General features: G+C 51.3%; 25 protein-coding genes and 1 tRNA gene. 12 read left to right on the top strand and 14 right to left on the bottom strand.

What is annotated here, in order from left to right:
- The first annotated feature begins 126 nt into the window (after positions 1-126).
- The 3 genes from B5F75_RS07370 to B5F75_RS05180 are packed head-to-tail and all read left to right on the top strand — an operon-like array spanning position 127 to position 2,148.
- On the top strand, positions 127-273 hold the full coding sequence (locus tag B5F75_RS07370) for a hypothetical protein (protein WP_158093782.1): 147 nt from the start codon (positions 127-129) through the stop codon (positions 271-273).
- On the top strand, positions 263-964 hold the full coding sequence (locus B5F75_RS05185; RefSeq protein WP_143351259.1) for a hypothetical protein: 702 nt from the start codon (positions 263-265) through the stop codon (positions 962-964). Before B5F75_RS07370 ends, B5F75_RS05185 begins: the two co-directional genes overlap by 11 nt.
- Before the next feature lie 20 nt (positions 965-984).
- Positions 985-2,148 (top strand): tetratricopeptide repeat protein, encoded by a 1,164-nt coding sequence (locus B5F75_RS05180; RefSeq protein ID WP_087288656.1) that lies wholly within the window; start codon positions 985-987, stop codon positions 2,146-2,148.
- Positions 2,149-2,198: 50 nt separating this feature from the next.
- On the opposite strand, the gene B5F75_RS05175 is transcribed toward B5F75_RS05180, so the two are convergent.
- The 6 genes from B5F75_RS05175 to B5F75_RS05150 form a co-directional block, all read right to left on the bottom strand.
- The gene (locus B5F75_RS05175) at positions 2,199-2,636 is read right to left on the bottom strand and encodes a YqaA family protein (RefSeq protein WP_087288654.1); all 438 of its coding nucleotides are present in this window, start codon (positions 2,634-2,636) and stop codon (positions 2,199-2,201) included.
- Between the two features lie 82 nt (positions 2,637-2,718).
- Entirely contained in the window at positions 2,719-3,153 is a 435-nt protein-coding gene (locus tag B5F75_RS05170; protein WP_087288653.1) for a YqaA family protein, read from the bottom strand.
- Positions 3,150-3,662 (bottom strand): DNA-deoxyinosine glycosylase, encoded by a 513-nt coding sequence (locus tag B5F75_RS05165; RefSeq protein WP_087288651.1) that lies wholly within the window; start codon positions 3,660-3,662, stop codon positions 3,150-3,152. The genes B5F75_RS05170 and B5F75_RS05165 overlap by 4 nt, the downstream gene beginning before the upstream one ends.
- Positions 3,663-3,668: 6 nt before the next feature.
- On the bottom strand, positions 3,669-4,130 hold the full coding sequence (locus B5F75_RS05160; protein ID WP_087288649.1) for a C-GCAxxG-C-C family protein: 462 nt from the start codon (positions 4,128-4,130) through the stop codon (positions 3,669-3,671).
- A gap of 26 nt (positions 4,131-4,156) precedes the next feature.
- The gene (locus B5F75_RS05155; protein WP_087288647.1) at positions 4,157-5,068 is read right to left on the bottom strand and encodes a hypothetical protein; all 912 of its coding nucleotides are present in this window, start codon (positions 5,066-5,068) and stop codon (positions 4,157-4,159) included.
- 72 nt (positions 5,069-5,140) lie between these two features.
- The gene (locus B5F75_RS05150; protein ID WP_087288645.1) at positions 5,141-6,082 is read right to left on the bottom strand and encodes a hypothetical protein; all 942 of its coding nucleotides are present in this window, start codon (positions 6,080-6,082) and stop codon (positions 5,141-5,143) included.
- A 102-nt stretch (positions 6,083-6,184) separates the two neighbouring features.
- On the opposite strand from B5F75_RS05150, the gene B5F75_RS05145 reads away from it, so the two are divergent.
- Complete coding sequence (locus tag B5F75_RS05145; protein WP_087288643.1) at positions 6,185-6,694, top strand: methylated-DNA--[protein]-cysteine S-methyltransferase; 510 nt, start codon at positions 6,185-6,187, stop codon at positions 6,692-6,694.
- Positions 6,695-6,830: 136 nt separating this feature from the next.
- Here B5F75_RS05145 and B5F75_RS05140 read toward each other — a convergent pair whose 3' ends face one another.
- The 3 genes from B5F75_RS05140 to B5F75_RS05130 all read right to left on the bottom strand — a co-directional run bounded on the left by B5F75_RS05140 (position 6,831) and on the right by B5F75_RS05130 (position 8,953).
- Positions 6,831-8,195, bottom strand: coding sequence for an aldehyde dehydrogenase (locus tag B5F75_RS05140; RefSeq protein ID WP_087288642.1), 1,365 nt, complete (start codon positions 8,193-8,195; stop codon positions 6,831-6,833).
- Between the two features lie 135 nt (positions 8,196-8,330).
- A tRNA-Val gene (locus B5F75_RS05135) sits at positions 8,331-8,406 on the bottom strand.
- Between the two features lie 61 nt (positions 8,407-8,467).
- Entirely contained in the window at positions 8,468-8,953 is a 486-nt protein-coding gene (locus B5F75_RS05130; protein WP_087288640.1) for a PaaI family thioesterase, read from the bottom strand.
- Between the two features lie 44 nt (positions 8,954-8,997).
- On the opposite strand from B5F75_RS05130, the gene B5F75_RS05125 reads away from it, so the two are divergent.
- The 3 genes from B5F75_RS05125 (at position 8,998) to B5F75_RS05115 (ending at position 10,436) form a co-directional block, all read left to right on the top strand.
- Positions 8,998-9,630 (top strand): CYTH domain-containing protein, encoded by a 633-nt coding sequence (locus tag B5F75_RS05125; protein WP_087288637.1) that lies wholly within the window; start codon positions 8,998-9,000, stop codon positions 9,628-9,630.
- Positions 9,627-10,043: a hypothetical protein gene (locus B5F75_RS05120; protein WP_087288636.1), complete on the top strand. Its 417-nt coding sequence runs from the start codon at positions 9,627-9,629 to the stop codon at positions 10,041-10,043. Before B5F75_RS05125 ends, B5F75_RS05120 begins: the two co-directional genes overlap by 4 nt.
- 138 nt (positions 10,044-10,181) lie before the next feature.
- Positions 10,182-10,436, top strand: a complete 255-nt coding sequence (locus tag B5F75_RS05115) for a histone H1 (protein WP_087288634.1) — start codon at positions 10,182-10,184, stop codon at positions 10,434-10,436.
- Between the two features lie 91 nt (positions 10,437-10,527).
- On the opposite strand, the gene B5F75_RS05110 is transcribed toward B5F75_RS05115, so the two are convergent.
- From B5F75_RS05110 to B5F75_RS05100, 3 genes are read right to left on the bottom strand one after another with little or no spacing between them, the layout of a single operon-like run.
- Positions 10,528-11,343: an LOG family protein gene (locus B5F75_RS05110; protein WP_087288633.1), complete on the bottom strand. Its 816-nt coding sequence runs from the start codon at positions 11,341-11,343 to the stop codon at positions 10,528-10,530.
- Between the two features lie 6 nt (positions 11,344-11,349).
- Positions 11,350-13,206, bottom strand: coding sequence for a 1-deoxy-D-xylulose-5-phosphate synthase (gene dxs, locus B5F75_RS05105; RefSeq protein ID WP_087288631.1), 1,857 nt, complete (start codon positions 13,204-13,206; stop codon positions 11,350-11,352).
- A 12-nt stretch (positions 13,207-13,218) separates the two neighbouring features.
- Complete coding sequence (locus B5F75_RS05100; protein ID WP_087288629.1) at positions 13,219-14,229, bottom strand: polyprenyl synthetase family protein; 1,011 nt, start codon at positions 14,227-14,229, stop codon at positions 13,219-13,221.
- Positions 14,230-14,348: 119 nt separating this feature from the next.
- Here B5F75_RS05100 and hydF point away from each other — a divergent pair, with 119 nt between their 5' ends.
- Complete coding sequence (gene hydF / locus B5F75_RS05095; RefSeq protein ID WP_087288627.1) at positions 14,349-15,527, top strand: [FeFe] hydrogenase H-cluster maturation GTPase HydF; 1,179 nt, start codon at positions 14,349-14,351, stop codon at positions 15,525-15,527.
- A 135-nt stretch (positions 15,528-15,662) separates the two neighbouring features.
- Here hydF and B5F75_RS05090 read toward each other — a convergent pair whose 3' ends face one another.
- Positions 15,663-16,640 carry a class II fructose-bisphosphate aldolase gene (locus tag B5F75_RS05090; protein ID WP_087288625.1) on the bottom strand — a complete coding sequence of 326 codons (978 nt, stop codon included), beginning with the start codon at positions 16,638-16,640 and terminating at the stop codon, positions 15,663-15,665.
- Positions 16,641-16,892: 252 nt separating this feature from the next.
- On the opposite strand from B5F75_RS05090, the gene B5F75_RS05085 reads away from it, so the two are divergent.
- From B5F75_RS05085 to B5F75_RS05070, 4 genes are all read left to right on the top strand, one after another.
- Positions 16,893-17,942 carry a M42 family metallopeptidase gene (locus B5F75_RS05085; RefSeq protein WP_087288623.1) on the top strand — a complete coding sequence of 350 codons (1,050 nt, stop codon included), beginning with the start codon at positions 16,893-16,895 and terminating at the stop codon, positions 17,940-17,942.
- A 15-nt stretch (positions 17,943-17,957) separates the two neighbouring features.
- Positions 17,958-20,309, top strand: a complete 2,352-nt coding sequence (locus B5F75_RS05080) for a transketolase family protein (protein ID WP_087288621.1) — start codon at positions 17,958-17,960, stop codon at positions 20,307-20,309.
- An 18-nt stretch (positions 20,310-20,327) separates the two neighbouring features.
- On the top strand, positions 20,328-20,756 hold the full coding sequence (locus B5F75_RS05075) for a PPC domain-containing DNA-binding protein (RefSeq protein ID WP_087288619.1): 429 nt from the start codon (positions 20,328-20,330) through the stop codon (positions 20,754-20,756).
- 283 nt (positions 20,757-21,039) lie between these two features.
- A complete protein-coding gene (locus B5F75_RS05070; protein ID WP_087288617.1) occupies positions 21,040-22,197 on the top strand; it encodes a hypothetical protein in 1,158 nt (385 codons plus the stop codon).
- Between the two features lie 236 nt (positions 22,198-22,433).
- Here the strand turns inward: B5F75_RS05070 and hydG are convergent, their stop codons facing one another.
- Positions 22,434-23,816 (bottom strand): [FeFe] hydrogenase H-cluster radical SAM maturase HydG, encoded by a 1,383-nt coding sequence (gene hydG / locus B5F75_RS05065; RefSeq protein WP_087288616.1) that lies wholly within the window; start codon positions 23,814-23,816, stop codon positions 22,434-22,436.
- Positions 23,817-24,031: the final 215 nt, after the last annotated feature.

The raw sequence follows: 24,031 nt of genomic DNA, 5'->3' as shown, positions 1-24,031 counted from the left end.
TATTCTAACATTTTTGTTTTTACATTTCAATTAAATTTATGCTTTTCTTATTCCCGTCGTAAAAACGCCTATTTATTATACTATTTTTATTGCTTTTCCCGTTTGTTAAACTGCTATAATGAAAATATGAAAGAAGAAAAAACCGGTACCTATGTGTACGACAAAAAATCCGGCAAAATGGTAAAAATTTCCGACCGGATCCCGTCGGTAACAAAATCCGGCGGTCATTGCTGCGGCGGCTGCTGCGGCCATTGCGGATGCCATGAAGACTAACCCACCCTCCGCCACCCCCACGGCCTTATTTATGCAGGCCCTGGCCGGCCTGCTGGCGGTGTTGCAAAAAGCATTTTTACCGCATTTGGCCGCCGGAATTGGGCTTTTTTTGATGACGGCTTATGTAACCTATATTTTTCTGCTTAAGCCGTTGCAGTGGCCGCCTGTTTTAGAGGCGGTATTGGTGGCGTGCTGTTTTGGCCTGTATGGTTTGGTTGCGTTTTCCTATTCGCTGGTAACCGCCTGCGTTTTTGCCTTGCGCGCCGCATGCACGACGTGGGAGGGCTTTATTGATGATTTGTTGGGGTTAGTTAAGCAAAAAGTCGCTTCCAAAATAGATAATATGAACGAAGGCATTGCCAAGGAGCAAGCCAAAGTGGTGGTGGCGGGCAGCGTGCAGGAAGTGGCGGGGCTGTTTCGGCAATATAATTACGCCTCTTGGCTGCGGTGGCTGGCCGCGGTGCTGTTGGGGGTGCTGACGTTTGCACTGCGCTCGGTACTGTTGGCGAAGATTGTGCAAATTTCCGGCAAGACGGTACAGTTAGGAAAACTGTTTGCCGGAAGAGCTACATTGGTAGGGGCGGTATTTTTGAATTTGCGGCTGTTTTCCACGCTTCTTTTGTGGGTTTTGTATGCGGGGGGCGTATTTATCGTTTTGATGAATTTTCTTTTTGTATTTTGGCTCAAATAATAGTTTAATATAGGCACGATATGCGCAAAGTTTTAGGAATTATTTTTTGTCTGTGTATAGCTATGGGTGCGTTTGCCCAAACGGCCTCGCAGTTGTTTGCCAAGGCCAAGGCGGAAAATAACCCCAATACACAGATTAAACTGCTTACCAAAGTCATTGCCAAGTCGCCCCGGATGGCGGATGCATACCACTACCGGGCGGATGCGTACCTAAGCTTGGGCCGCAACAAACAGGCGCTGGCGGACTATTCCCGCACCGTGTCTCTGCGCCCGCGGGATCCGTTCCGCTATTATGCACGGGGGCTTGCCTATCAAAAAATGGGACGCTATTCCTTGGCGCAGGCCGATTTTTCCAAAGCGATTTCGCTAAAACCTTCGTACCGGAATTTTTACTTGGCCCGGGCGCGGGCCAATGCATCGCTGGAAAAGTACGAGGATTCCTTGCGGGATTACCAAAAGTATTTGGGCAAGAGAAAACCCTCTTTGGAATTATCAAAGGAAATGATTCCGGTTTATTTGGGGGCGTACCGCTATGAGGAAGCGATAAAACGCCTCAAACAATTGCGCGCAGCGGGGGATGATTCGGCCGATTTGTATTTTTGGATGGGACGTATCTATTCGGGGCAAAACCGCCTGGATGAGGCTGTTTCGGCCTACAGCAAGGCCATTAACCGCGAGGCGTCTTACGCGCAAGCCTACCGCTATCGCGCCAGCGCCTTTAAAGATATGGGCGACAAGCCGGCGGCGCTGGAGGACTATACCGTGTTGCTTAAATTGCAGCCGGAAGCCATTTTTTACAACCGGCGCGGGTTGGTGTATGAAGAAATGAAACAATTTAAAGAAGCCGCCGCCGATTATACCCGCGCAATTGAATTAATGCCCAAATGGGCCATCCCGTATAATAACCGCGGGTTTGCCAAAATGAATTTGAAAGATTGGAAAGGCGCCAAGGAAGATTTGGAAACGGCTATTAAGCTGGACGGAACGAGCCCTACGCCGTATGTCAATTTGGCGGGTGTTTATTGGCTCAGCCGCAAAGACCGCAAAAATACGTATGACAATTTGGATAAAGCGGTGCGGCGCAATTTTAAAAATTTTGAATCGCTCTACGATGATGATCAAAAAGGCTGGATGTTTAAAAATATTAATAAAACGGCCGAATTCCGCGCTGTGCTGTATAAGTAGAGCAACCTGATTTATTAAAAAGCCCTTCCCGTTTTGGGAAGGGCTTTTTGCTATACAATGCCCATATAGATTAAAAACACCAGCCCGTAGCGGGCACATTTGGAGAGGCCCGCCGTAACGAGATAAAACCCGAAATTTACTTTCAACGCGCCTGCCACAATGGTAATAGGATCACCGATGAGGGGAATCCCCGCCAGAAGCAGGGCCGCGCGGCCGTGCTTGTCAAACAAGGCTTTGGCCTTTTCAATATAAGCTCCCTTTACGGGGAACCACTTTTCGTTTTGAAATTTGCTTAAATATCTGCCCAGTACCCAGTTTATGCTCACGCCCAAAAAAGTGCCGCCGCAAGCCACCGTTAGTAACAGCCAGTCGGTATATTTTCCGGAAGCCAACAGGGCAAACATAATCAGTTCTCCCTGGGCCGGAATAATGCTGGCCGAAATGACAGACATAACGAATTGAAAAATAAGAATATGCAGTTCTGGCATAATACCCCCTGTATAAGCCTAGCGGATTGGACGGTGTTTGGAAAGGGAAAAGAAGGGTTATATCGGGGCGTTTGCCGCGTTTTTACAGCCAGCCCGCCGCGTGGCACACTACTAGGTAGCGGCCCAGCTTGGCCAGGGTTACCAACAGCAAAAAAACAGGCCAGCGCACGCCCAGCGCCCCGGCGGCCAGGGTAATGGGATCGCCTATCACGGGCACCCAGGACAGAAGAAGCGCCCAAACGCCGTATTTTTGGAAAAACCGCTTGGCCTGTTCAAACTGGCGGGGCGAAAACGGAAACCATTTTTTATGCTGAAACCGCGCCAAATACCGCCCCAGCCACGCGTTGACGCAAGCGCCCAGCACATTGCCTGCCGTGGCGAAGGCAAGCAGGAGGGCCGTCGGATATTTTTGAGTATAGACCAGCCAAAACAGGATGCCTTCCGATTGGGCCGGCAGCAATGTGGCGGCCAAAAAAGCGGCGGCAAAGAGAAGCGTGCAGGCGGAAAATACATTCATCGGGCAGGTTCCTGCAGGGCGGCCCGAAGGGCATTTTGCCAGCAGGCTCTTTTTTCTTGATAGGAGCGTGCGGCGTGGGCGGGGCTGGTGGAGGGGAGAAGAAAAACTTCTTTTCCTAAAAATCCGTTAAACGCCCGTTTAAAGTAGCGGTGTGCAGCCTGCCCGTTAAACAGCAAGGTCTGAATATGGGGAAAGCGCGCAAAAAGCGTTGGAAAATCGTTTGGAACGGGGCGCGAAATGGCAGAATCTAAACTGCCGGTTCGTTCGCAGCAGGCCAGCGAGTCCCACAACCCGATGCGGTGAGCAAGAAGCGTGTTTTGTTTATCTGCATAATTGGCGGGTGTGCGGCCGGATTCCAACAGGTCAAACATCAGCCGCCAAAACTGATTGTGCGGATAGGCGTAATACTCGTGGGCCGACAGCGAAGCCGCCCCGGGCATACTGCCTATAATCAATATGCGGGTATGAGCATCGGCCAACGGGGGAAAACTATGCAGCGGTTTTGGCATACGAAATTAAGGATTTTCGCGCAGGTATTGCTCCAAAATCGCGGCGGCGCTGGCCACTTTATCCGGGCAGGGGCGCAGTTTATAATAGGCCTGCGTACGCGGCTGCGGCGTAGGATCCTGCGGGCCGGGCGGCAGGGAAAGCAGTTCCCGGCAGATGATGGAACCGTTTTCCTCTTTAAACCGGCGCGCCAGTTCCTGCACGCGCGCATAGAGTTGGGCTTTGGCGGCATGGTCGGAAGGATTGTCCGAACCGTATTTGAGCCCCAACACCATAAACATCGCGCTGACGGCCCCGCATACTTCGCGCAGGCGGCCCATTCCGCCGCCGAAACCGGAGCTTAGTTTAAGAGCCGTTTTATCGTCTAATCCGAGTTCTTTGCTAAAAGCCAAAAAAACGGCTTGGGCACAATTATATCCGTTAAGAAAAAGCCGCTTGGCTTCTTCTCCTTTCACAGCAGGTTCATTCATAAGTAAAGAAATCTTCTCCCTGTAAATTAAGGTTTGGGTACATAAGGGGTAAAGACGAAAGAGTATCCGTCGTCGGCCAGGTCTACACGGCACCAGACGGGCTCTCCTTTCGGGCCTTGAATCAGCGCCGATACTTCTACAAAGTCCGAAGCCGGAATATCTTCCCGAATGACGTGGTGAGAATTGCCTTTGCGCCAGCCGCGCACGGTAACTACCACCGGGATTTTGCCTTCTTCAAAGCTGTACATATAGGCATAATGCAAGGTTTCCTGCGCGTTAGGCGTTAAATAGGTTTGCCGGATATCCATATCTTTCATCATTTGGCGGGACACCGGCATGGTGCCCATGCTGGCCAGGCGCATATTGATGTCTAAATCGTTGGAATGTTTGCCGCTGTCTTGCACGCGAAGGCCGTTTTTAAGCACGTTGCGCAACGCCGATTCGTGAAGGCCCATCCCGCGGTAGAGATAAATTTTGCTGGTAGGAATCGGCAGGGTGGGGCAGTCCCCGGTGTAACCGTCCAGCGTAAGGCCGGAGAGGCTGGAAACGGTCAAGGAATGTTCCGATTTTTGAGGCCACCCTTTGGGCGGGGTTAATCCGCGCAGTTCTACGACTCTTCGCAGCGATTGCTGCAAGGAAAGGTTTTTAACTTTTTGTTCGTAAGCCGCTACCGCACCCGGATATTTTTTGGCAACTTGCGACTTGAAAGAAGCTGGCGCAACTTCCACCTTAGCAGCCGCCGCAGCCGCAGAGGCCGAAGGCAGCACGCCGCCAAAATTTTTCCATGCGGCCGCCGTGGCGGATTCTTCAATCACATTTTTTCCCAAGGCGCGCGGAATTTGCTGGAGGCCTTGCTTGGCAAGCTGCGCTTGCAGCGGCATGAATCCGGCCAGCAGGAAGAATCCCAGTACGGTTGCAAAAAGTTTTTTGTTATGCATAATCAGCCCCTGTGTTTAGTCTATATGAATAGTATAGGGTAACCCCGTTAAAAAAACCATAGGTCTTAAGACCTATGGTTCTTTCGTTTGTTTAGGGGAAGAGTAGGGTGTTACCCGAAAGCCTTCCGGCGCCAGCTCAATGCGGCACCAAGTCGGTTTGCCGTGGACTTGCAGCAAGGCCACCATTTCGCCTATTTTGTCGGCCGGGATATCGTTCGGAACGGTAATCACGCCGCCGCGGTTGAGTTCTTCTTTTACGGCAACCAGCACCACCATTCCTTTGTCTTTATTTCTCCAGGCGTAATGCAACGCCATCACGGGAGAATCGGTTAAGTTGATCACGCTCTCGCGCAAAATGGCCTTCATTGCGCCTAATCCGCCGGCGCTGGCATAGGCCATACGGCGGTCGTTATTACGCGGGCTGACGTCTTTAATTAATAACCCGTTTTCCAATATATTGCGTACGGCTTTTCCGTTTAAAGCAAGCCCTAAGCCGCGGTACATGTATTTTGCATGATACCCGAACGGGAGAACCGGCACTACGCCGCGGGTATATTTCAGTTCGGCAAAATCCTGTACGGTAAACGTTTGCTCCTTCAGGAGGCCCGGGCGTTGGGGTTTTTTGAGCGGTTTGGCGCCCCAGCGGTATAAGTTTTCTACGGCCTTGTGGGAAGAAATGCCCACGGATTTTTGCAGGCCGTATAAAAGTTTTTTATTTCTGTTTACAAAGCGGGCTACCGTCGGGTTGACCTGTACCGAAAGGGTAGGTTTGTCCTTTTGCAGCGAATTGGCGGCCGATTGCACAGCGGCCGAAGAGCCGGCTTGCGGAATTTGCGCCAGTTTTTGCGCTTGGGCCGAGGCCGCCGTTTTGGCAATTTGCTCCGAAGCGGTCTTTCCCGCATTGTTGACAATGCTTTTTACCACTTTCTTATTAGTTTGTGCGGAAAGCGGCAAAGAAACAAAGAACAGTGCAGCACAGAACAATACAATGTATAATTTTTTCCCTCTTTTCATAACTTTTATATTATATGTAAATATCTATTTAAAAAAACAGAGTCAAAAGACCTAATTTTTTTTGGGACTGGCCCTAAAAAATGATAGGATGTACCCAGATTTATGACCGAAACCTATATTTCTTACCCAAGCCCGCTGGGAGAACTGACCGTCGCCGGTGACGGGAAATATATTACCCGGGTAGTTTTCCCCGGCATCCGGCGCGGCTCCTCGCTTCCCCGCCAGAACAGCCCGCTGTTGCAAGAAGCGTGCCGGCAGCTGGATGAATACTTTGCAGGGCGTCGTTTCGTATTTGATCTTCCGCTGCGAGCGGCAGGAACGCCGTTTCAAATGCGGGTTTGGAAAGCGCTTGAAAAGGTTCCTTATGGAAAAACCTGCAGCTATGGCCAGCTGGCCGCGTGGGCCGGAAACCCGCGTGCGGCGCGGGCCGTGGGCGGGGCGGTGCACGTAAACCCCATTGCCATTTTAATCCCCTGCCACCGGGTAATCGGGGCGGACGGAACGCTGACGGGATATGGCGGAGGGCTGTGGCGGAAAGAATTTTTGTTACAGTTGGAAAAATCTTTTTTGCCGCGCATTAAAAACCCGGCCGAAGGGCCGGGATCTGTGTAGGGCTCCGGTTTCAAACCGGAGGAGGACAAGAAGGATGTTCTTCTTATCCAACCCGAACCGGCGTATTTTTATTGCATCTTCCCTGGGCCAGGCAGAATCCTTTTCTCGACCGATGTGATTGTTTTGTCACAAGTTGTTAGCGCAAAAAATGTTTTAAAAGCCATTGCTTCCAACGCGAGTACGGCTGGTAGCGCAAGGGCACATCAATCCAGTTGCGTTTGCATAAAATGCTTTTTTTATGCGAAAACGTTTCAAACCCGAATTTTCCGTGGTAGCACCCCATTCCGCTCTCGCCTATTCCGCCAAAAGGCAGATAGGGCGTGCTCAGGTGCATAATCGTGTCGTTAATGCAGCCGCCGCCGTAGCGAATTTGCTGGGTAATTTGCGAAATGCGCTTTTTGTCCGTAGAAAAAAGATAGAGGGCCAGCGGGTGCGGGCGGCTTTCTATTTTTTTCAGCGCTTCCTGCAAAGAAGAATAGGTGATAATGGGCAGAATGGGGCCGAAAATTTCTTCCTGCATGGCGGAGTCCTCCCACGAGACGTCTGTTAAAACGGTGGGCTCTATTTGCAGGGTGGCGGGAGAGGTTTTTCCGCCGGCCGCAATTTTGCCGCACGTCAAAAGAGCGCTTAAGCGTTGGAAATGTTTTTCGTTGATAATTTTTCCGTAGTGTGGGTTGGCCAAAGGCTGCGGGCCAAACTGGCGGGTAATTTCCCGTTGCAAAGCGGCCAGCAGGGGCTGTTGTAAATTTTCCGGACATAAAATGTAATCCGGCGCCACGCAGGTTTGCCCGCAGTTTAAAAATTTGCCAAATACAATGCGGCGGGCGGCCAAAGCGATATCCGCCGTTTCGTCTACCAAGCACGGGCTTTTCCCGCCCAGTTCTAAGGTAACGGGCGTTAAATTTTCGGCGGCGCGGCGCAGCACTTCTTTGCCTACGGCCGTGCTTCCGGTAAAAAAGATGTAATCAAATTTTTGCGTCAGGAGCGTTTGGTTTTCCTGCCTGCCGCCCGTTACCGTCTCGACATAATGGGGCGGAAATGTTTCCTGTATTATCTTTTGAATCAGCGCGCTGGTATGGGGGGAATAGGCGCTGGGTTTTAATACCGCCGTATTGCCCGCGGCCAGCGCGTCCACCAACGGTTCCATAGAAAGCAAAAACGGATAGTTCCACGGACTTAAAATTAAAACGTTGCCCCGCGGAACAAATTTGATAATGCTTTTGGCGTGAAAATTGGAAAGCGGGGTGCGGACGGTTCTGTCTTTGGCAAGAGAAGGAAGATGTTTTAGAAAATACGCAATTTCTTCCAGCGCCATTCCGATTTCGCACATATAAGCTTCGGTTTCGCTTTTGCCTAGGTCTTGGTATAAGGCTTGGCAAATATCGTCCCGGTGCGTTTGAATGGCATGGCGCAATTTTTTTAAAAAATTCAAACGGTTTTTTACGGGCAGCGTGGCGCCGCTTTCAAAAAAAGCCCGCTGTTGTTTTAATATCTCCTCCATATTTACCCCCAGATATGTACAAACGCTTACCCCTATATTATGACATAAAAAGTAGGAACTGTTGCTTAAAGGAAAAGCGGGATTCTCTGCTGCGCCCTAACAAAAAAGGCACTTCGTACGAAGTGCCTTTTAAAATGGTGGACCGGACAGGACTCGAACCTGTGACCTCCTGCGTGTAAAGCAGGCGCTCTACCAGCTAAGCTACCGATCCTAAAGCGATACTATATTTTAGCAAAATCCGAGCCGGAACTCAACGGGCGTATGCCGCATCGTTATTCTTCTACCGACGGAGTCGTGCGTTTCCACTCTTCTTCTTCGGGGCCCCATTTGTCTTTCACGGCTTGGGGAATTTTGTACAAAATACTGCTGCACTTGGCAGAAACCGTTCCGTCCGGCAGGACGATTTCCCCTTCCACCATGGCGCGGGAGCCGCTGTCTTTTATCACGCGGCCGATGGCTTTTAGCGGCGTGTGCGTGGGGGTGTTGTGCTTGTAGACCACTTCCATTTTAAGGGTAACCATTAAGCGGTTAAAATCATTGTTAAGCAAAATGGCGCGTCCGGAGGTTTCATCCAAAATGGTGGCCAAAATGCCGCCGTGCACCGTGCCGGGGTAGGAACAATAATTGTCGTCCAGCGAAAAACTGGCCTCTACCTGGCGTTTGTCATAATCGTTGTACCATTCCAATTTTAAGCCAAAAGGGTTGTTCCGCCCGCAGGCAAAACATTGTAAAGAAGTGGGTTGACGCAATTTTTTCATAAAAGCCTCCTAACGCTATTATACTTTTTTGGTAAACTAAAACTATGAAGAATATGGAAACGGAATTTAAGTGGGATGCCAATGTGCCGCGTGCGTTTGCGCGGATGCGCCGCGCGGTTGAGCAAGCGGCGGGGCAGGCCTCGCCGAGAGGCGCGGTGCAGCTGGCGATTTGCGATGTGTATTTAGATACGCCCGATTCGGCTTTTGAAAAACAACAAATTGCTTTTCGCGTCCGCTGTTGTGCGGGCCAATGGCAAGCCACATTTAAGACGCGCACGGAAGTGAAAAACGGAAAAGCCGTCCGCCGGGAGGAAACCCTGGAGTTGCCGGGCGTAAAAAATTTAAAGGAAGCTCTTTCTTTTTTAAACCAAAAAAAACGCTGGAAAAATTTGCCCTTGCAACAGCTGCGTCCGTTGTTTAAGCTGACCAATCGCCGTACCGTGCAGTTGCTTTCTTTTCCTTCTTTGGAGGCGGAATTGGCATTTGACCAATGCACGCTGTATGTGGCCGGGCGGAAAGTGCAAATGAAAGAAATTGAACTGGAATTAAAAAAAGGGAAAGCAAGTGCGTTGGAAACGTTAGCCCGGCAGTTAACCCAGCAAAGCGGGCTTTCGTATATGCGGGTTTCCAAAGTAAAAACCGCGTGTGGATTATTGAAATTGTGGGGGGAGAAATGATTGCGCTGGCCTCCTTGGTGTTTAGTTTAATTGCTCCCGGCGCGGGGCATATTTTGCAAGGGTATTACGCCGAAGGAATCATAATCGGGGTGCTGTTTGGATTTGGCAAAAGCGTACTGCTGCCGCTAGTTCTTCGGGTTTTTCGCGTTACTACGTTAAAGCGGACGCTGCAGCTTTTGTACCTGTTTAACTGGGGATATATTTTGCTTATTTTGTATGCCGCGCTGTCCAGTTTTTGGCGCGGTTTTTCAGCCACGCAAATGCATTTTTGGTATGCGCTTTTGTTTGCAATTGCCGTTACGTTAAGCTACAAAAAAACATTAAACGCATTTATTTTTACGGCGCTTTGCGGCCGCACGGAAATTTATCCGCTGGTGCGCGCGAAACGAAAAAATACGACGGAGAAAAAATAAAAAAAGAATTTTCAGACGGTAAAAACGGGGCTTGATTTTTTTTAAAAAATTATTCTATGACGGGAAAAAGTTTGCATTTTAAAATAATTTGTGCTATTATTTTTATGAGGTTAAAACTAATTGTCCTAGGAGAATAAAATGGCCGTTAAAAAAACCGTGAAAAAAGCCGCTGCCAAAAAGCCGGCTAAAAAAGTAACCGTGAAGAAAGCCGCCGTGAAAAAACCGGCTAAAAAAGCCTGTGCTAAAAAAGCGTGCGCCAAAAAAGCCTGCGCTAAAAAAACCGTGAAAAAAGTAGCCGTGAAAAAAGCTGCCGTTAAAAAAACCGCCGCTAAAAAACCGGCTGCCAAAAAAACCGTAAAAAAAGCCGTAAAAAAAGTAGCAAAGAAAAAATAATTTAGTTCCAACCAAAAACCGCCGGATTTATTCCGGCGGTTTTTTTATGTTCTAAAAGTTCCCCGGCACCCAGCGCCGGGGATTTGTATGATTATTTAATTTTATAGAACTTTGCCAACACGTCCCACGCTTCTTCGGCGGTTTCCACCACTTCGCAGGACTCGGCTTCTTCCGGCGAGATGACGCCGTAGGAAGCAAGACCCGGAATATTGACGACGGTATTCCAAAATTCTTTGCCCACCAGCACAATCGGAATATCTTCTTTTTTGCCGGTTTTGACCAGGGTTAGAATTTCAAACAATTCGTCAAACGTTCCAAATCCGCCCGGGAACACCACAAACGCCCGCGAGCGCATGACCAAATGCAGCTTGCGGATGGCAAAATAATGAAACAAGAAAGCCAAATTTTTGGTGATATACGGGTTGGGGCGCTGTTCGTGCGGGAGCGTAATGTTCATGCCGATGCTGCGCCCGCCGTTTTCAAAGGCTCCGCGGTTGGCGGCTTCCATTAGTCCCGGCCCGCCGCCGGTAACGACGGCAAAGCGGTCGCCCGCGTGCTGCACCACCAGCTTGGCAAAGCGGCGTGCTTCTTCGTAATACTTGGCCAGTTTCGCCAGGCCCTCGGCTTCGTACAAACGGTTTTGAAGGTTTTTGTCCGTCGGATTTTTAGCCAAGGCTTCTTTGGCGCGTTTTACTTTTTCTTGGGATTCTTTTTCTTCCCGCACGCGCGCACTGCCAAAGCAGACGATCGTGTCGGTTACGTTGAAGTGCTGCAAGTAAATTTCCGGCTTCATTACTTCCAGCTCCATACGAACCGGACGCATGACGTCTTTCTTTAACAGCTGAATATCTTCGTACGCTTTGATGTAAGACTCTTCATGTTCTACGGCGTCTTGTTCTTTGGTCATAAGCCCTCACTTGTTTTTCCACTTCAAAATATGTTTTGTCATTTCTTCGGCGTTCAGACCCAGCTGGTCATAGAGTTGGGCTACTTTGCCGTGTTCTACAAATTCGTCTCCGATGCCTAAGCGAAGCAATTTAAAATCGGCCTGCTTGTCGCTTACGTATTCGGCCACGGCCGAGCCGAAACCGCCCGCCAGCATATTGTCCTCCACCGTTACGATGCGGCGGGAAAGCTTCAGCGCTTCGTCAATCAAGTGCGTATCCAGCGGGTGCACAAAACGCATATTGGCTACGCCGCAGTCTATGTCTTTTTCGGCCAGCAGTGCGGCCGCTTGCATGGCGGGATGAACGCGGTTTCCGATCGCCAAGATATTTAGATCTTTTCCTTTCTTAAGCCACACGCCTTTTCCGATTTCCAGCCGTTTGGGGGCGGCGTCCATCTCCACGCCAAAGCCCGATCCGCGCGGGTAGCGCAATACGAAAGGCGCCTTAGCGTCCAGTGCGGTTTTCAGCAGGTGCTGCAGTTCGTTTTCATCTGCGGGGGCGGCCACAATTAAGTTCGGCACCTCGCGCAGAAAGCTTAAATCAAATACGCCGTGGTGGGTGGGGCCGTCTTCTCCCACTAGGCCTGCCCGATCCAGCGCAAATACGACGGGCAGTTTCTGCAGGGCCACGTCGTGAATAATCTGGTCGTAGCAGCGCTGGATAAAAGTGGAATAAATCGCCACCACCGGTTTCATCCCGCCGGCGGCCAGCCCGGCCGCAAACGTGGCGGCGTGTTCTTCGGCGATACCCACGTCAAAATAGCGGGAGGGGAATTTGTCGCGGAACGCGTCCAACCCCGTTCCTTCCGGCATGGCTGCCGTGATGGCAGTGATGGACGGGTCTTTTTCCGCCAGCTTTACCAGCGTGTTGGAAAAGGCCTGCGTAAACGTAATGCAGTTGGATTTGCCGATCGTGTCTCCGGTGTCTACGTCAAACACGCCCACGCCGTGAAACTTGGTGGGTTTTTCTTCGGCCGGTTTATAGCCTTTGCCTTTTTTGGTGACGACGTGCAGCATCACCGGGCCTTTTACGTCTTTGACGCTTTCCAGCACTTCAATCATTTCGTTAATATCGTTTCCGTTTACCGGGCCGAAATAGCGGAAGCCCATTTCTTCAAACAAGGTGCCCGGGAACAAAATGGAGCGCGCCCGCTTGGCCAGTTTGGCGGCGTTGTTGCCCAGTTCGTCAAAGCGTTTTAAAAAGTTGGAAGCTTTTTCTTCCGCCAGTTGGACGTATTTGGTGGTCAGCAGTTTGGTTAAGGCCTTGCCCAAGGCGCCGACGCGTTTGGAAATAAACATCTGGTTGTCGTTTAAAATAACCAGCAAGTCCGAGCGCAACAGCCCGGCGTTTTGCATGGCTTCATAGGCCATGCCGCCGGTAAGGCAGCCGTCCCCCACGACGGCGATGACTTTGTTTTTTTCTTTTTTCTGGTCGCGCGCAATGGCCATGCCCAGCGCGGCGGAAATAGCGGTGGAGGCGTGCCCTACCCCAAAGGTATCGTACGGGCTTTCACAGCGTTTTGGAAACCCGCTGAGACCCTTTTGGGTGCGAATGGTGTGAAATTCTTTTTGCCGCCCGGTTAAGAGCTTGTGAGCGTAAGCTTGGTGCCCCGTATCAAACACGATTTTATCTTCGGGCGTGTTAAACACGTAGTGCAAAGCCGTAATAATTTCTACGGCGCCCAAGCTGGAGCCCAAATGGCCGCCGTTTTTGCTGGCGGTGTCAATAATCACGGAGCGCAGCTCTTCGCATAACGTGGGCAACAGTTCTTTTTTGATGAGGCGAAGATCTTTCGGGCTCTGGATACTGGGGAGTACTTTCATAGGCAATCCTTCTTAATAAGTTCTGGTTTTAAAAAATTCGGCCATTTCATACAGGGGCCAGAGATTTTTCTTTTTGACGTTTTTCAGCGCGTCCAACGCTTTTTGGGCGTTGGCAATCAGCAGTTGGGCGTGTTTGCGGCTGCCTTCCAGCCCGTAGAGGCTGACGAAGGTCAGTTTGCCGTTTTCGGCGTCGCTGTTGGATTTGCCCAATTGTTTGGCGCTGGCGGTAACGTCTAAAATGTCGTCTACAATTTGGAAGACCAGGCCAATGCAGTTGGCGTATTTTTTAATTAACGTCAAATCTTTCCCGCTGGCGCCCGCCAACAGCGCGCCCGATTCCACGCTGCCGCGGATGAGTGCACCGGTTTTATTGGCGTGAATGTAATTTAAAATGGTTTCCGGGGTGGTTTCTTTGATGCGGGCCGGCAGCATAAAATAGTGGAGGGTTTTGTCGGCCAGAGGTTTGGAGTTTTGGCGCAGCTTGTCGGCGCGGAAGCTGTGGGCGTCGCTGCGGCCCATGCCTTCGGCGTATACGTCGGCCACTTGGCCGCCCACCATGCCGCTGGCGCCGGCGCAGTTGGCAAAATGCAAGAGCGCGTTAAGGGTGTTTTCGGCCCCGATCGCTTTTACTTTGCCGTTCTGGGCAAACACTTCAAACACGTAGGTTAACAGCGCATCGCCCGCCAGCAGGGCCAAATCCTCGCCAAAGACTTTGTGGTTGGTGGGTTTGCCGCGGCGCAGGGAGTCGTTGTCCATAGAGGGCAAATCGTCGTGAATTAAAGAATAGGTGTGCAGCATTTCCACGGCGCAGGCGGCGGGCATGACGTCGGCCGCTTTTTTGCCGAAGGCTTCCGCGGTGGCCATCAGCAAAATGGGGCGCACGCGTTTGCCGCCGGCTTGGAGCGAGTAATCCATGGCGTCGGTTAAAATTTTGGGCGAATTGTCTATTTTGGAAATATACTTGGATAAATTCTTTTCTACTAATTTGGCACGTTCTTTTAAATAAGCGTCAAATTTGTTCATATGGGAGAATCCTCTTTATGATACGGACTTTTCTTTATTATACCTTATTGCTATGCTCTGTGCGGGTGCCAAGGCACCGGTCGGTTGGGGAGCAGCTTTTTATTATATATAATTAGGGTATGGTAAAACTCAATCGGCCGCATATCGGCATTTTTGGAAAAATGAACGTGGGCAAGAGCTCGCTCATCAACGCCTTGACCGGGCAGCAAGTTTCCGTCGTGGCGGATCATCCGGGTACGACTACCGATCCCGTGAAAAAAATTATTGAAATTTTAGGCGTCGGCCCCGTAACTGTATTGGATACCCCCGGAATAGACGATACTTCCGCCCTGGGCACCCAGCGGGTGGAACGCACCAACGAAGCGTTGGATCAGGTGGATTTGGCCATTTTGGTGTTTGCAGACCAATTTGATTCTTACGACCAAACGTTGATGGAAACCTGCGTGGCGCGCAAAGTGCCGTTCTTCTTTGTGCACAATAAAAGCGATTTGCAAAAGCTGAATGTGGAAATCAAAGGTGCGGATGTGGTGGATTTCTCCTGCAAAAGCCCGGCCCTCTTGCCGCGGCTGTTGGAGATGATTAAAAAACATCTGCCCAAAAGTTCTTATTCGCAAGATGTCATTTTGGACGATTTTGTAAAGGCGGGGGAAGAAGTGGTGCTGGTGATTCCGATTGACGCTTCCGCCCCCGAAGGCCGCCTGATTTTGCCGCAGGTGCAAACCATTCGCAACCTGTTGGATATCGGGGCCGTGGCGGTGTGTTTAAAGGACACGGAACTGCGGAAATACCTGCAAACCCATACGCCCAAACTGGTGGTTACGGATTCGCAGGCGTTTGGTTACGTCAAAACGGTGGTTCCGCCCACGATTGCGCTGACGAGCTTTAGCATTCTGTTCTCACGCTTAAAAGGCGATTTTGACGCTTTCCTGCGCGGCACGCACGCCATCGACCGCCTGCAAGACGGCGACCGGGTGCTGATTTTGGAGTCCTGCTCCCACAGCGTTAATAAATGCGACGATATCGGACGGGTAAAAATCCCCAACCTGCTTCGCAAGTATACCGGCAAAAAATTGGAATTTGACGTGGTAGCCAATTTAGATCCCATTCCCGCCGATGCCGAAAAATACAAACTGGCCGTTCAATGCGGCGGATGTATGGTAACGCGCACGCAGATTATGCGGCGGCTGGAAATTTTGAAAGAGAAGAAAGTCCCTCTTTCCAACTATGGGCTGACGATTGCCTATTGCAACGGCATTTTTGAGCGGGTAACGGAAATCTTCCGCAAAAAAGGAATTTAACTTTTCCAACCGTTCTAAAGCCGCGGGTGTTGTATATCCCGCGGCTTTTTTGTTTTCCAACCCAAAAGCAAACGAAAAAAGGATAAAAAATACCCCGCTTGTGCAAGCGGGGTATGTAAAGCCGAATGAATTTACTTATTTGACTCTGCCGGCGGAACCGAATACGTTTTCGTTCTTTTCGGCATACATCTTAATAAGTTCTTCGCGGGCCGGGCCCAGGTATTTGCGCGGGTCAAATTCGCTGGGTTTGGTGGCGAAAATTTTGCGGATGGTGGCGGTCATCACAAGGCGGCCGTCCGAGTCCACATTGATTTTGCACACGGCGGATTTGGCAGCTTTGCGCAGCTGTTCTTCCGGAATGCCGGCCGTATCTTCCAATTTGCCGCCGTATTCGTTGATTTGTTTGACGGCCCATTGCGGAACGCTGGAAGAACCGTGCAATACAATCGGGAAACCGGGCAGACGTTTGGAAACTTCTTCCAAAATATCAAAGCGCAGTTCGGGCAGTTTTTCGCCGGGTTTTACTTTGAATTTGTACGCGCCGTGAGAAGTGCCGATGGAAATGGCCAAAGAATCCACGCCCGTGCGTTTTACGAAATCTTCCACTTGGGCCGGATCGGTGTAGGTGTGGTGTTCGGCGGAGACTTCATCTTCAATCCCGGCCAAAACGCCCAGTTCGCCTTCTACGGTTACGTCGTGCTGGTGGGCATAGTCCACTACTTTTTTGGTCAAGGCCACGTTTTCTTCATACGGCAGGTGGGAGCCGTCAATCATTACGGAAGAGAAACCGTTGTCAATGCAGTCTTTGCACAGTTCAAAGGAATCGCCGTGATCCAAGTGCAAGCACAGCGGTACCGGCTTGCCGATTTCTTTCATCATTTCCACCGCACCGCGGGCCATCCAGCGCAAGAGCGTGGCGTTGGCATATTGCCGGGCGCCTTTGGAAACTTGCAAGATTACCGGGGAACCGGTTTGTACGCAGGCGGTAACGATAGCTTGCAGCTGTTCCATATTGTTAAAGTTGTAAGCCGGAATGGCGTAACCGCCGGCCATAGCGTCTTTGAACATCTGGCGGGTGTTAACCAAGCCCAGATCTTTATAAGAAACGGTCATTGAACTGCCTCCTAAAAAAAATTTCTGTCCTAGATATTCTACAATTTTTTTCCGCTCTGTGGCGCGGGCGCCAGGCGCGCGGAGGGCTGAGAGGGGGGAACACCAGCCGGTGTTTGCTCTGCGGCCGGCCACCGGTGCCGTATGTTAAAGAGCGCGCCCGCGCGCGCGTCCGAACATACGACGGAAATTGCTTGCAAAAAAAGGCCTTTGTGAGTATAATGTAAATACCTTAACTGTCAGAAAGTGAGCAAAATGGAGCAAAAATTAGATTTTTCTATTCTTAAAACGTTAACCGAACTGCCGGGTATATCCGGCCGCGAAAGCGCAGTCCGCAGCTACTTAAAAGACCTTTTATCCCCCTACGCCGATGATGTACGCACGGACGTAATGGGAAACCTCATCTTTTTTAAAAAAGGCACTTCCGATAAAAATCTGCTTTTATGCGCCCATATGGATGAAGTGGGACTCATGATTCACCATATTGACGAACGCGGCTTTTTGCGCTTTGTAACCGTGGGGGGCATTGACCCCCGCACGCTGCTTGCGCAGCGGGTGCGCGTGCATACCAAAAAGGGCTCTTTTTTAGGGGTCATCGGCACAAAACCCGCCCATATTACCACCGAGGCGGATCGTGCCAAAGCGGTGGGCGTGAAAGACCTCTGCATAGATATGGGGTTGAGCGGCGAAGAGGTTAAAAAACGGGTGGAAATCGGAGATTTTGCCGTATTGGACAGAACGTATGAAGAATTTGGAAACGGCTTAATTTGCGCCAAAGCTTTGGATAACCGCGCCGGCGTATTTGTGTTGGCGGAAGTGCTGAAGGCGCTGAAGAACCCTTTTTACAATGTGTATGCCGTGTTTACGGTGCAGGAAGAAGTAGGCCTGCGCGGGGCGGCTACGGCGGCGTTTGGAATTGAGGCGGATGTGGCCCTGTGTATAGACACCACGGGCGCGGCCGATATTCCCGGATGCGCGCCGCAGGATTATATTTGCGCCTTGGGGCAGGGGGTAGGAATTACGGCGTTGGATGCGCGCACCATTACGCCGGAGCGCTTGTTTAACGCGCTTAAAGCGTTGTGCGACGAATACACCATCCGCCGCCAAATCCGCATTGCGCCGCGCGGCGGCAACGACGCCGGAGCCGTGCACCAGTCTAAAACCGGTATTCCCACCTGCGGGCTTTCTATTCCCACGCGCAACATCCACTCCAATGTGGAAATCGTCAGCAAATTTGATGTCGGAAATACTTTCCGTTTGGCGTATCTTGCGGCGCAAAACGGAATCAAAGAAGTTACTTTATAACCATAGGAAAAAATTATGAGCCGAACATTTGAATGGGGCAAGAAAAGAGGCGTTTTTGTAGACGTTACCGATTATTTAGATAATCCCAAGTATCAGATTTCCAAAGAAGATGCCGCCGGCTTGGAACGGCTGGACACCGTATACCGGGCGTTGGTATCGCTATTGTATAACTATGTGCCCACTTCGGGCCACCCGGGCGGAAGCATTTCCAGCGGGCGGTTTGTGGAGCATTTGTTATATAAGGATATGGCTTACGACTTAGCCCATCCGCTGCAGGACGAGGCCGATATCATTTCCTATGCGGCCGGGCATAAAGCGTTGGGCCTGTATGCGCTGTGGGCGCTTCGCAACGAATGCGCGCGCATTGCCGCGCCGCAGCTTTTGGCGCAGGACGAAAAACACCAGCTCCGGCTGGAAGACCTGCTGGGGTTCCGCCACAACACCGTGCAAGGCACTCCTTTATTTAAAAAATTCCATGTAAAAGCTTTGGGCGGCCATCCGGAGCCCTTGGTGCCTTTTGTGCGCACCAGCACCGGCGCCAGCGGCGTCGGGGACGGTTCGGCCGTGGGGCTGGCGTTGGCGGCGGCGGACGCCTATGGCGAAAATTGCCCCCAAGTGCATATTGTAGAGGGCGAAGGCGGAATGACCGCCGGCCGCGTAAGCGAAGCGGCCGCCATGGCGGCTACGGCCCAGCTTAAAAATGCCGTGTTCCATATTGATTGGAACGAAGCTTCCATTGAAAGCGAACGCGTCACGGCGGACGGGGAACACCCGGGCGATTACGTGCAGTGGAACCCGATGGAATTTTTCTATATGCACGATTTCAACGTCATCCGCGTTCCCAACGGGCACGATTTTAACCAAATTCATATCGCCCACCAGCTGGCGGCGGAACTTTCCAACCACCAGCCGACGGCTATCGTGTACCGCACGGTGAAAGGGTGGCATTACGGCATTGAAGGAAAAGCCTCCCACGGTTCGGGGCATAAATTTGCCTCGGAAGGATTTTACCAATCCCTCGCGGAATTTGAAAAAACGTTTGGCGTGTCTTTCCCGCGTTTTGAAGGAGACAAGACGGCCGAAAACATTGAAAAATACTATTGGAACTCGTTGCTGACGGTGCGCCAAGCGCTGGAGGCGGACAAACAAACCGCCGCTTATGCCGCTGCGTGCCTGCAGGAAGCGTCCGCCCGTCTGGCGGCTCACGCCCGCACCGTGCGCGCGGGGCTGGGCAACAGCAAAGACCTGTACCGCCGCTTTTCGCCCGAGCAGGTGCCTGCCGAGTTTGTGTTTGAAGTCGGCGCGTCCTACACCACCCGCGGCGTGCTGGGCAAGGTGCTGGCCTATTTAAACAAACAGACCAACGGCACGATTTTAACCGCTTCGGCCGATTTGTACGGCTCTACCGGCGCGGCGGAAATTTCCAAAGATTTCCCGGCGGGAAATTTTAATACGCTCTCCAACCCGCTTTCCCGCCGTCTTTCGGCCGGCGGCATTTGCGAAGACGGCATGGCCGCCCTGTGCACGGGGATTTCCGCCTTTGGCAAACACGTGGGCGTGGCGTCCTCTTACGGGGCGTTTTTGGCGTTTGAACACGTGGCCGCCCGCTTGCACGCCATTGGCGTTCAGGCCGCGCGCGAGGCCGGGGCCGACCCGAACACGTTTATTATGTTTAACGGGCACGCCAGCCTGCCCACCGGCGAGGACGGCCCGACGCATGCCGACCCGCAGGCGCTGCAGCTGCTGCAGGACAACTTCCCCAAAGGATCGTGCATTACCATTACGCCTTTGGAGGTGGACGAAATTTGGCCGCTTACGGTGAAAGCCTTGTCCATGCGCCCGGCGGTGTTTGCCCCGTTTGTGGTGCGTCCGTCATATAAGTTTATGGATCGTGCGGCTTTAGGGGCTGAGCCGGCGGCAAAGGCCGTAAACGGCGTCTATTATTTGCGCCGTGCAAAAGGCACAGCCGAAGGCACGGTATTGGTGCAGGGGGCCGGCGTGGGACGCATTGTGGTGGAAAAATTGCTGCCCAGGCTGAACAAAGAAGGCCCGGACGTAAATGTGTTGTATATCACCAGCCGGGAACTGTTTGAAGCCCTGCCGCAGGAAGAGCAAAACAAAATCCTGCCGCCGCAGTTGTTCCAAACGGCGATGGGAATTACCGATTTTACCCTGCCCACGCTGGACTGTTGGATAAACAGCCTGGCGGGGCGCAGGCATACGCTGTACCCGCATCGGGACGGCAGATTCTTGGCAAGCGCCTCGGCGGAAAAAGTATATGCCGAAGCCGGGCTGGACGGGGAACACCTGTTCGCCGCCGTATGCGCTTATGTACAGGATTTAAAAGGGGCGGCGGCTTGGCTGTAGGCCCCATAGGAGAATAAAATGGCAGAAGAAAAACCTTACTTGACCGGACGGACATATCTTTTCAGGCTTCCTAAAGGCAAGGATTTGTTGGAGTCGCTCGCTGATTTTTGCCACGACAACCAAGTGAAATGCGGCATCGTCAATGTGATTGGCTCCGTGTCTAACGCCACCATTGGCTGCTACGACCAGAACAAAAAGAAATACGAGAAAACCGTCATCAACCAGGAGATGGAACTCATCAGCCTCTGCGGCAACATCAGCATTCAGGACAACCGCCCGCAGGTGCATGCCCATGTGGTGATGGCCGGCAAAGACAACCAAGCCATTGGCGGGCACTTGTTCCCGGGTACCAAAATCTATGTGTGCGAGGCGTATATCCAGGAGCTGGTGGGCGAGCCGAAAGTAAGAAGATCCGATAAAGTAACCAAGCTTTCGCTTTGGGCTTAACGCGAAACTAATTAAAAAATCCCGCGTGTAAAACGCGGGATTTTTTTTGTCGGTCAGCAAAAAAAACGGGCGGACAGTTAGGCAAAGCGAAAACTCATTCTCAGACGGTAAAAACTCAAAAAAATCATTTTTTTAAAATCGTTTAATTAAAAGGGAGAAATAGGATACCAGTTCTAAAACAAACTGTCAAGCCTAAATTTATTTTGCTCTTGCCAAGCGGAAGTTAAAAAGTTTCAATACAAAGGTAGGGTAGTTTAAAAATTACACAGGAGGATGTAACTAGATGAAAAAACTACTGGGCTTACTTTTAGCCATGACGATGGCCTGGCCTATTAACGCCGCTATCGTAGATAATGTAGATGCCATTGGCGAAATTGAAGTAATTGGCGCCAATAACAATGCGCAAAAGAGCGAGGCTAACGGTGCGGCTTCCCGCGTGATGGCCGGCTTGTCTGCCGAACTGACCGAAGACGTGAGAGCCAACGTCCAATTCGTGTATAATACGGCTTGGGACGGGGCTGAAAAAGGTAAAGACCTGAACACCTATCAAAACCAGATTTATTTGGCGGAAGCCAATATGGTTTTGTCCAACTTGATGGATCGCTTTGAATTGACGCTGGGCCGCCAATTCTACGGCGATGAAGACAGTGCCTTGTTGTATTTTGGCCCGCGCCATGGTTATATGGCTGCGTTGTCCAGCCCGGTCACCTCGTTGGACGCCGCCAAACTGACCTATGCCGACGATGTTAAGGCCTTGACCTTGATTGCCGGTAAAACCACCAAAGTCTTAACCTTTGACCCGCAAACCAAATCCAATGCCGACTTCTACGGTATTGATTTCCGCATGAACCTGACGGATACGGTCAAAGCTCAAGTGTATGGCTATACGTACAAGAACAATGTTTGGAATGACGAATTCCAAGGGTTCTACGGGGCCAAATTGTCCATGATGCCGGAAGCCGGTGCCTTGAGCGTGGAATATGCCCGCTCTCACAGCGGCGACCGCTTGGTAAAAGAATCTCATGACAACCCCTACTTGGTAAAAGTAGACGGTTCGTTGAACATGGATGCCTTTACCCCCAGAGCCGCCTTCATCTACCAGAAAGGTACGGTATCTGAATACGGCGCTTATGCTCCGGGTTTAGTCTATGGGAAAACCTTCTTTGGAAATGACCTGACGGATGTATTGTCCGAATCTCGCATTTTCAACGTCGGTTTGGACTACAACTGGGAAAAATGGACGCTCGCCTTGGACGGCTTTGCCTTCCAGGATAGAACGGCTCAACACGCGGCCACGCTGGAAGCGGACTTGACCGCCACCTATCAGCACAACGAAAACGTGGGCTTGTTTGCCGGTATCGGTTATGCCAAACTGTCCAGAGCGGACTTTGACAGATCCGACGCTACCGTCTATCAAGCTGGCGTGAACGTGAAGTTCTAATCTGTTTTAACGCAGATAAAACCCCGCCTTCGGGCGGGGTTTTTTTATGGGGAAACATTTGGCAACTAGGCGGATCTTGGACGGGGAAGATACCCTGTCGAAAACGGCCGAACGGAAAATACCCCGGCTCTCCCCAGAGTATCCCCGCCAATCCGCCGCGGGCTTGTGCATATAAGAGCGCTTTAACATAAAAAACCCGGCGCGTTTAGGCGCCGGGCGCAAGCAAAAGCGTTTGCTTAAAAGTACAAGTCCCGTTTGCCTTCTTTAATGGCTTTGAGATTGTCCTCTATCATTTTATGGATAGGCGAATCCTGCGGGAAGGCGTCTTTGGCGGTGCTGTCAATCAGCGCGTAGCCCTTGGCTTTTAAAGGCGCGGGGGCAAAGTCTTCCAAGTATTCGGCAAACGTAAACATGGCGTTGGGCAGGCAGTGGGTTTTGATAAGGCCCGGTTTTGCCATATCCATAAAATCCTTGCCTACGCGGCCCAAGCGGTAGCAGCCCGTGCAGAAGGACGGCATATGTTTGGCGTCCACCACGGCGTCTATCACTTCGGCCAGGGAGCGGTCGTCGGTCAGCGTAAACTGGCTGCCGTTTTGCTTGTCGTACGAGTAGCCGCCCGGATTGACGCGGGACGCGGCCGAAATTTGCGAGACGCCCAACTCCAAGCAGGCGTTTCTCATGGCGGGCGATTCGCGCGTACTTAAAATAATGCCCGTGTACGGCACCGCCAAACGCAGGACGGCCACACATTTTTTAAAATCGTCATCCGTCAGCACGTCATTGGGGTGTTGGCTGAAGTCCGACCCTTCCGCCGGTTCAATGCGCGGAATGGAAATGGTGTGCGGGCCTACGCCGTAGGTTTTATCCAGATACCAGGAATGTTCCAAGGTGGCCAAAATTTCGTATTTGTGGTCGTACAGGCCTAACAGCGGCCCGATGCCTACATCGTTAATGCCGGCCTGCAGGGCGCGGTCCATCGCGTCCAGGCGGAACTGATAGTCTTTCTTGGCGCCGGCAATATGCAGCTTGGCGTAGGTTTCCTTATGATAGGTTTCCTGGAACAGCTGATAGGTGCCGATGTTGCATTTTTTAAGTTGCTCAAATTCGGGTTCCGTCAGCGGGGCGATGTTGACGTTGACGCGGCGGATGTTCTGCCCGTTCCAGCGGGTGTCGTAAATGGTTTTGATGCTGTCGTACACGTATTGCAGGCCGCCGCCGGGGTACGCCTCGCCGGCTACCATCAAAATGCGTTTATGCCCTTGCTGCAAGAGGGCGGTTACTTCCTGGCGGATTTCGTCCTGCGTGCTGGCGTGGCGTTTTAAATGGGTGTTGGAGCGGCGGAACGCACAATAAATGCATTCGTTGGTGCAAATGTTGGAAATATACAGCGGCGCAAACAGCACGATGCGGTTGCCGTAAATGGCTTCTTTAACGTATTTGGCCGTATTAAAAAGGTCGTTTAACAGTTTTTTATCGGTGAGGTTTAACAAGACAGCCGCTTCTTCCAGCGAAATGCCTTTTAACTCACGGGCTTTTTTTAAAATTTCCGTCACTTCGGAGTCCGAGTGGGACTTGGCTTTTTCCAAAGTTCGTTGCAGTTTTTCGTCATCAATAATCATACTTATATCATAGCACTTTTGACCGCAGGTGCGTTTGAAGAGGAAGGTGGGTAGGCCTTGAAAAAACGAAATTCAACCGTAAAATGAAAAGAAGAAGTCTGCTTACGGCAGTTGGGGGCAGATTGACTTTACATTTTGTTTTTTGATATAGTGAGTTGGATTTTACAGAAATTTTTAGCAAAATTTAATTTATAAAGAGATGATAAACAAATCTC

Origin of the sequence: Elusimicrobium sp. An273 (genome assembly GCF_002159705.1) — a bacterium.
Classification (GTDB): Bacteria; Elusimicrobiota; Elusimicrobia; order Elusimicrobiales; family Elusimicrobiaceae; genus Avelusimicrobium; species Avelusimicrobium gallicola.
Note: the sequence above shows the minus strand (reverse complement) of the source record. Positions and strands in the feature narration are given on the sequence as shown.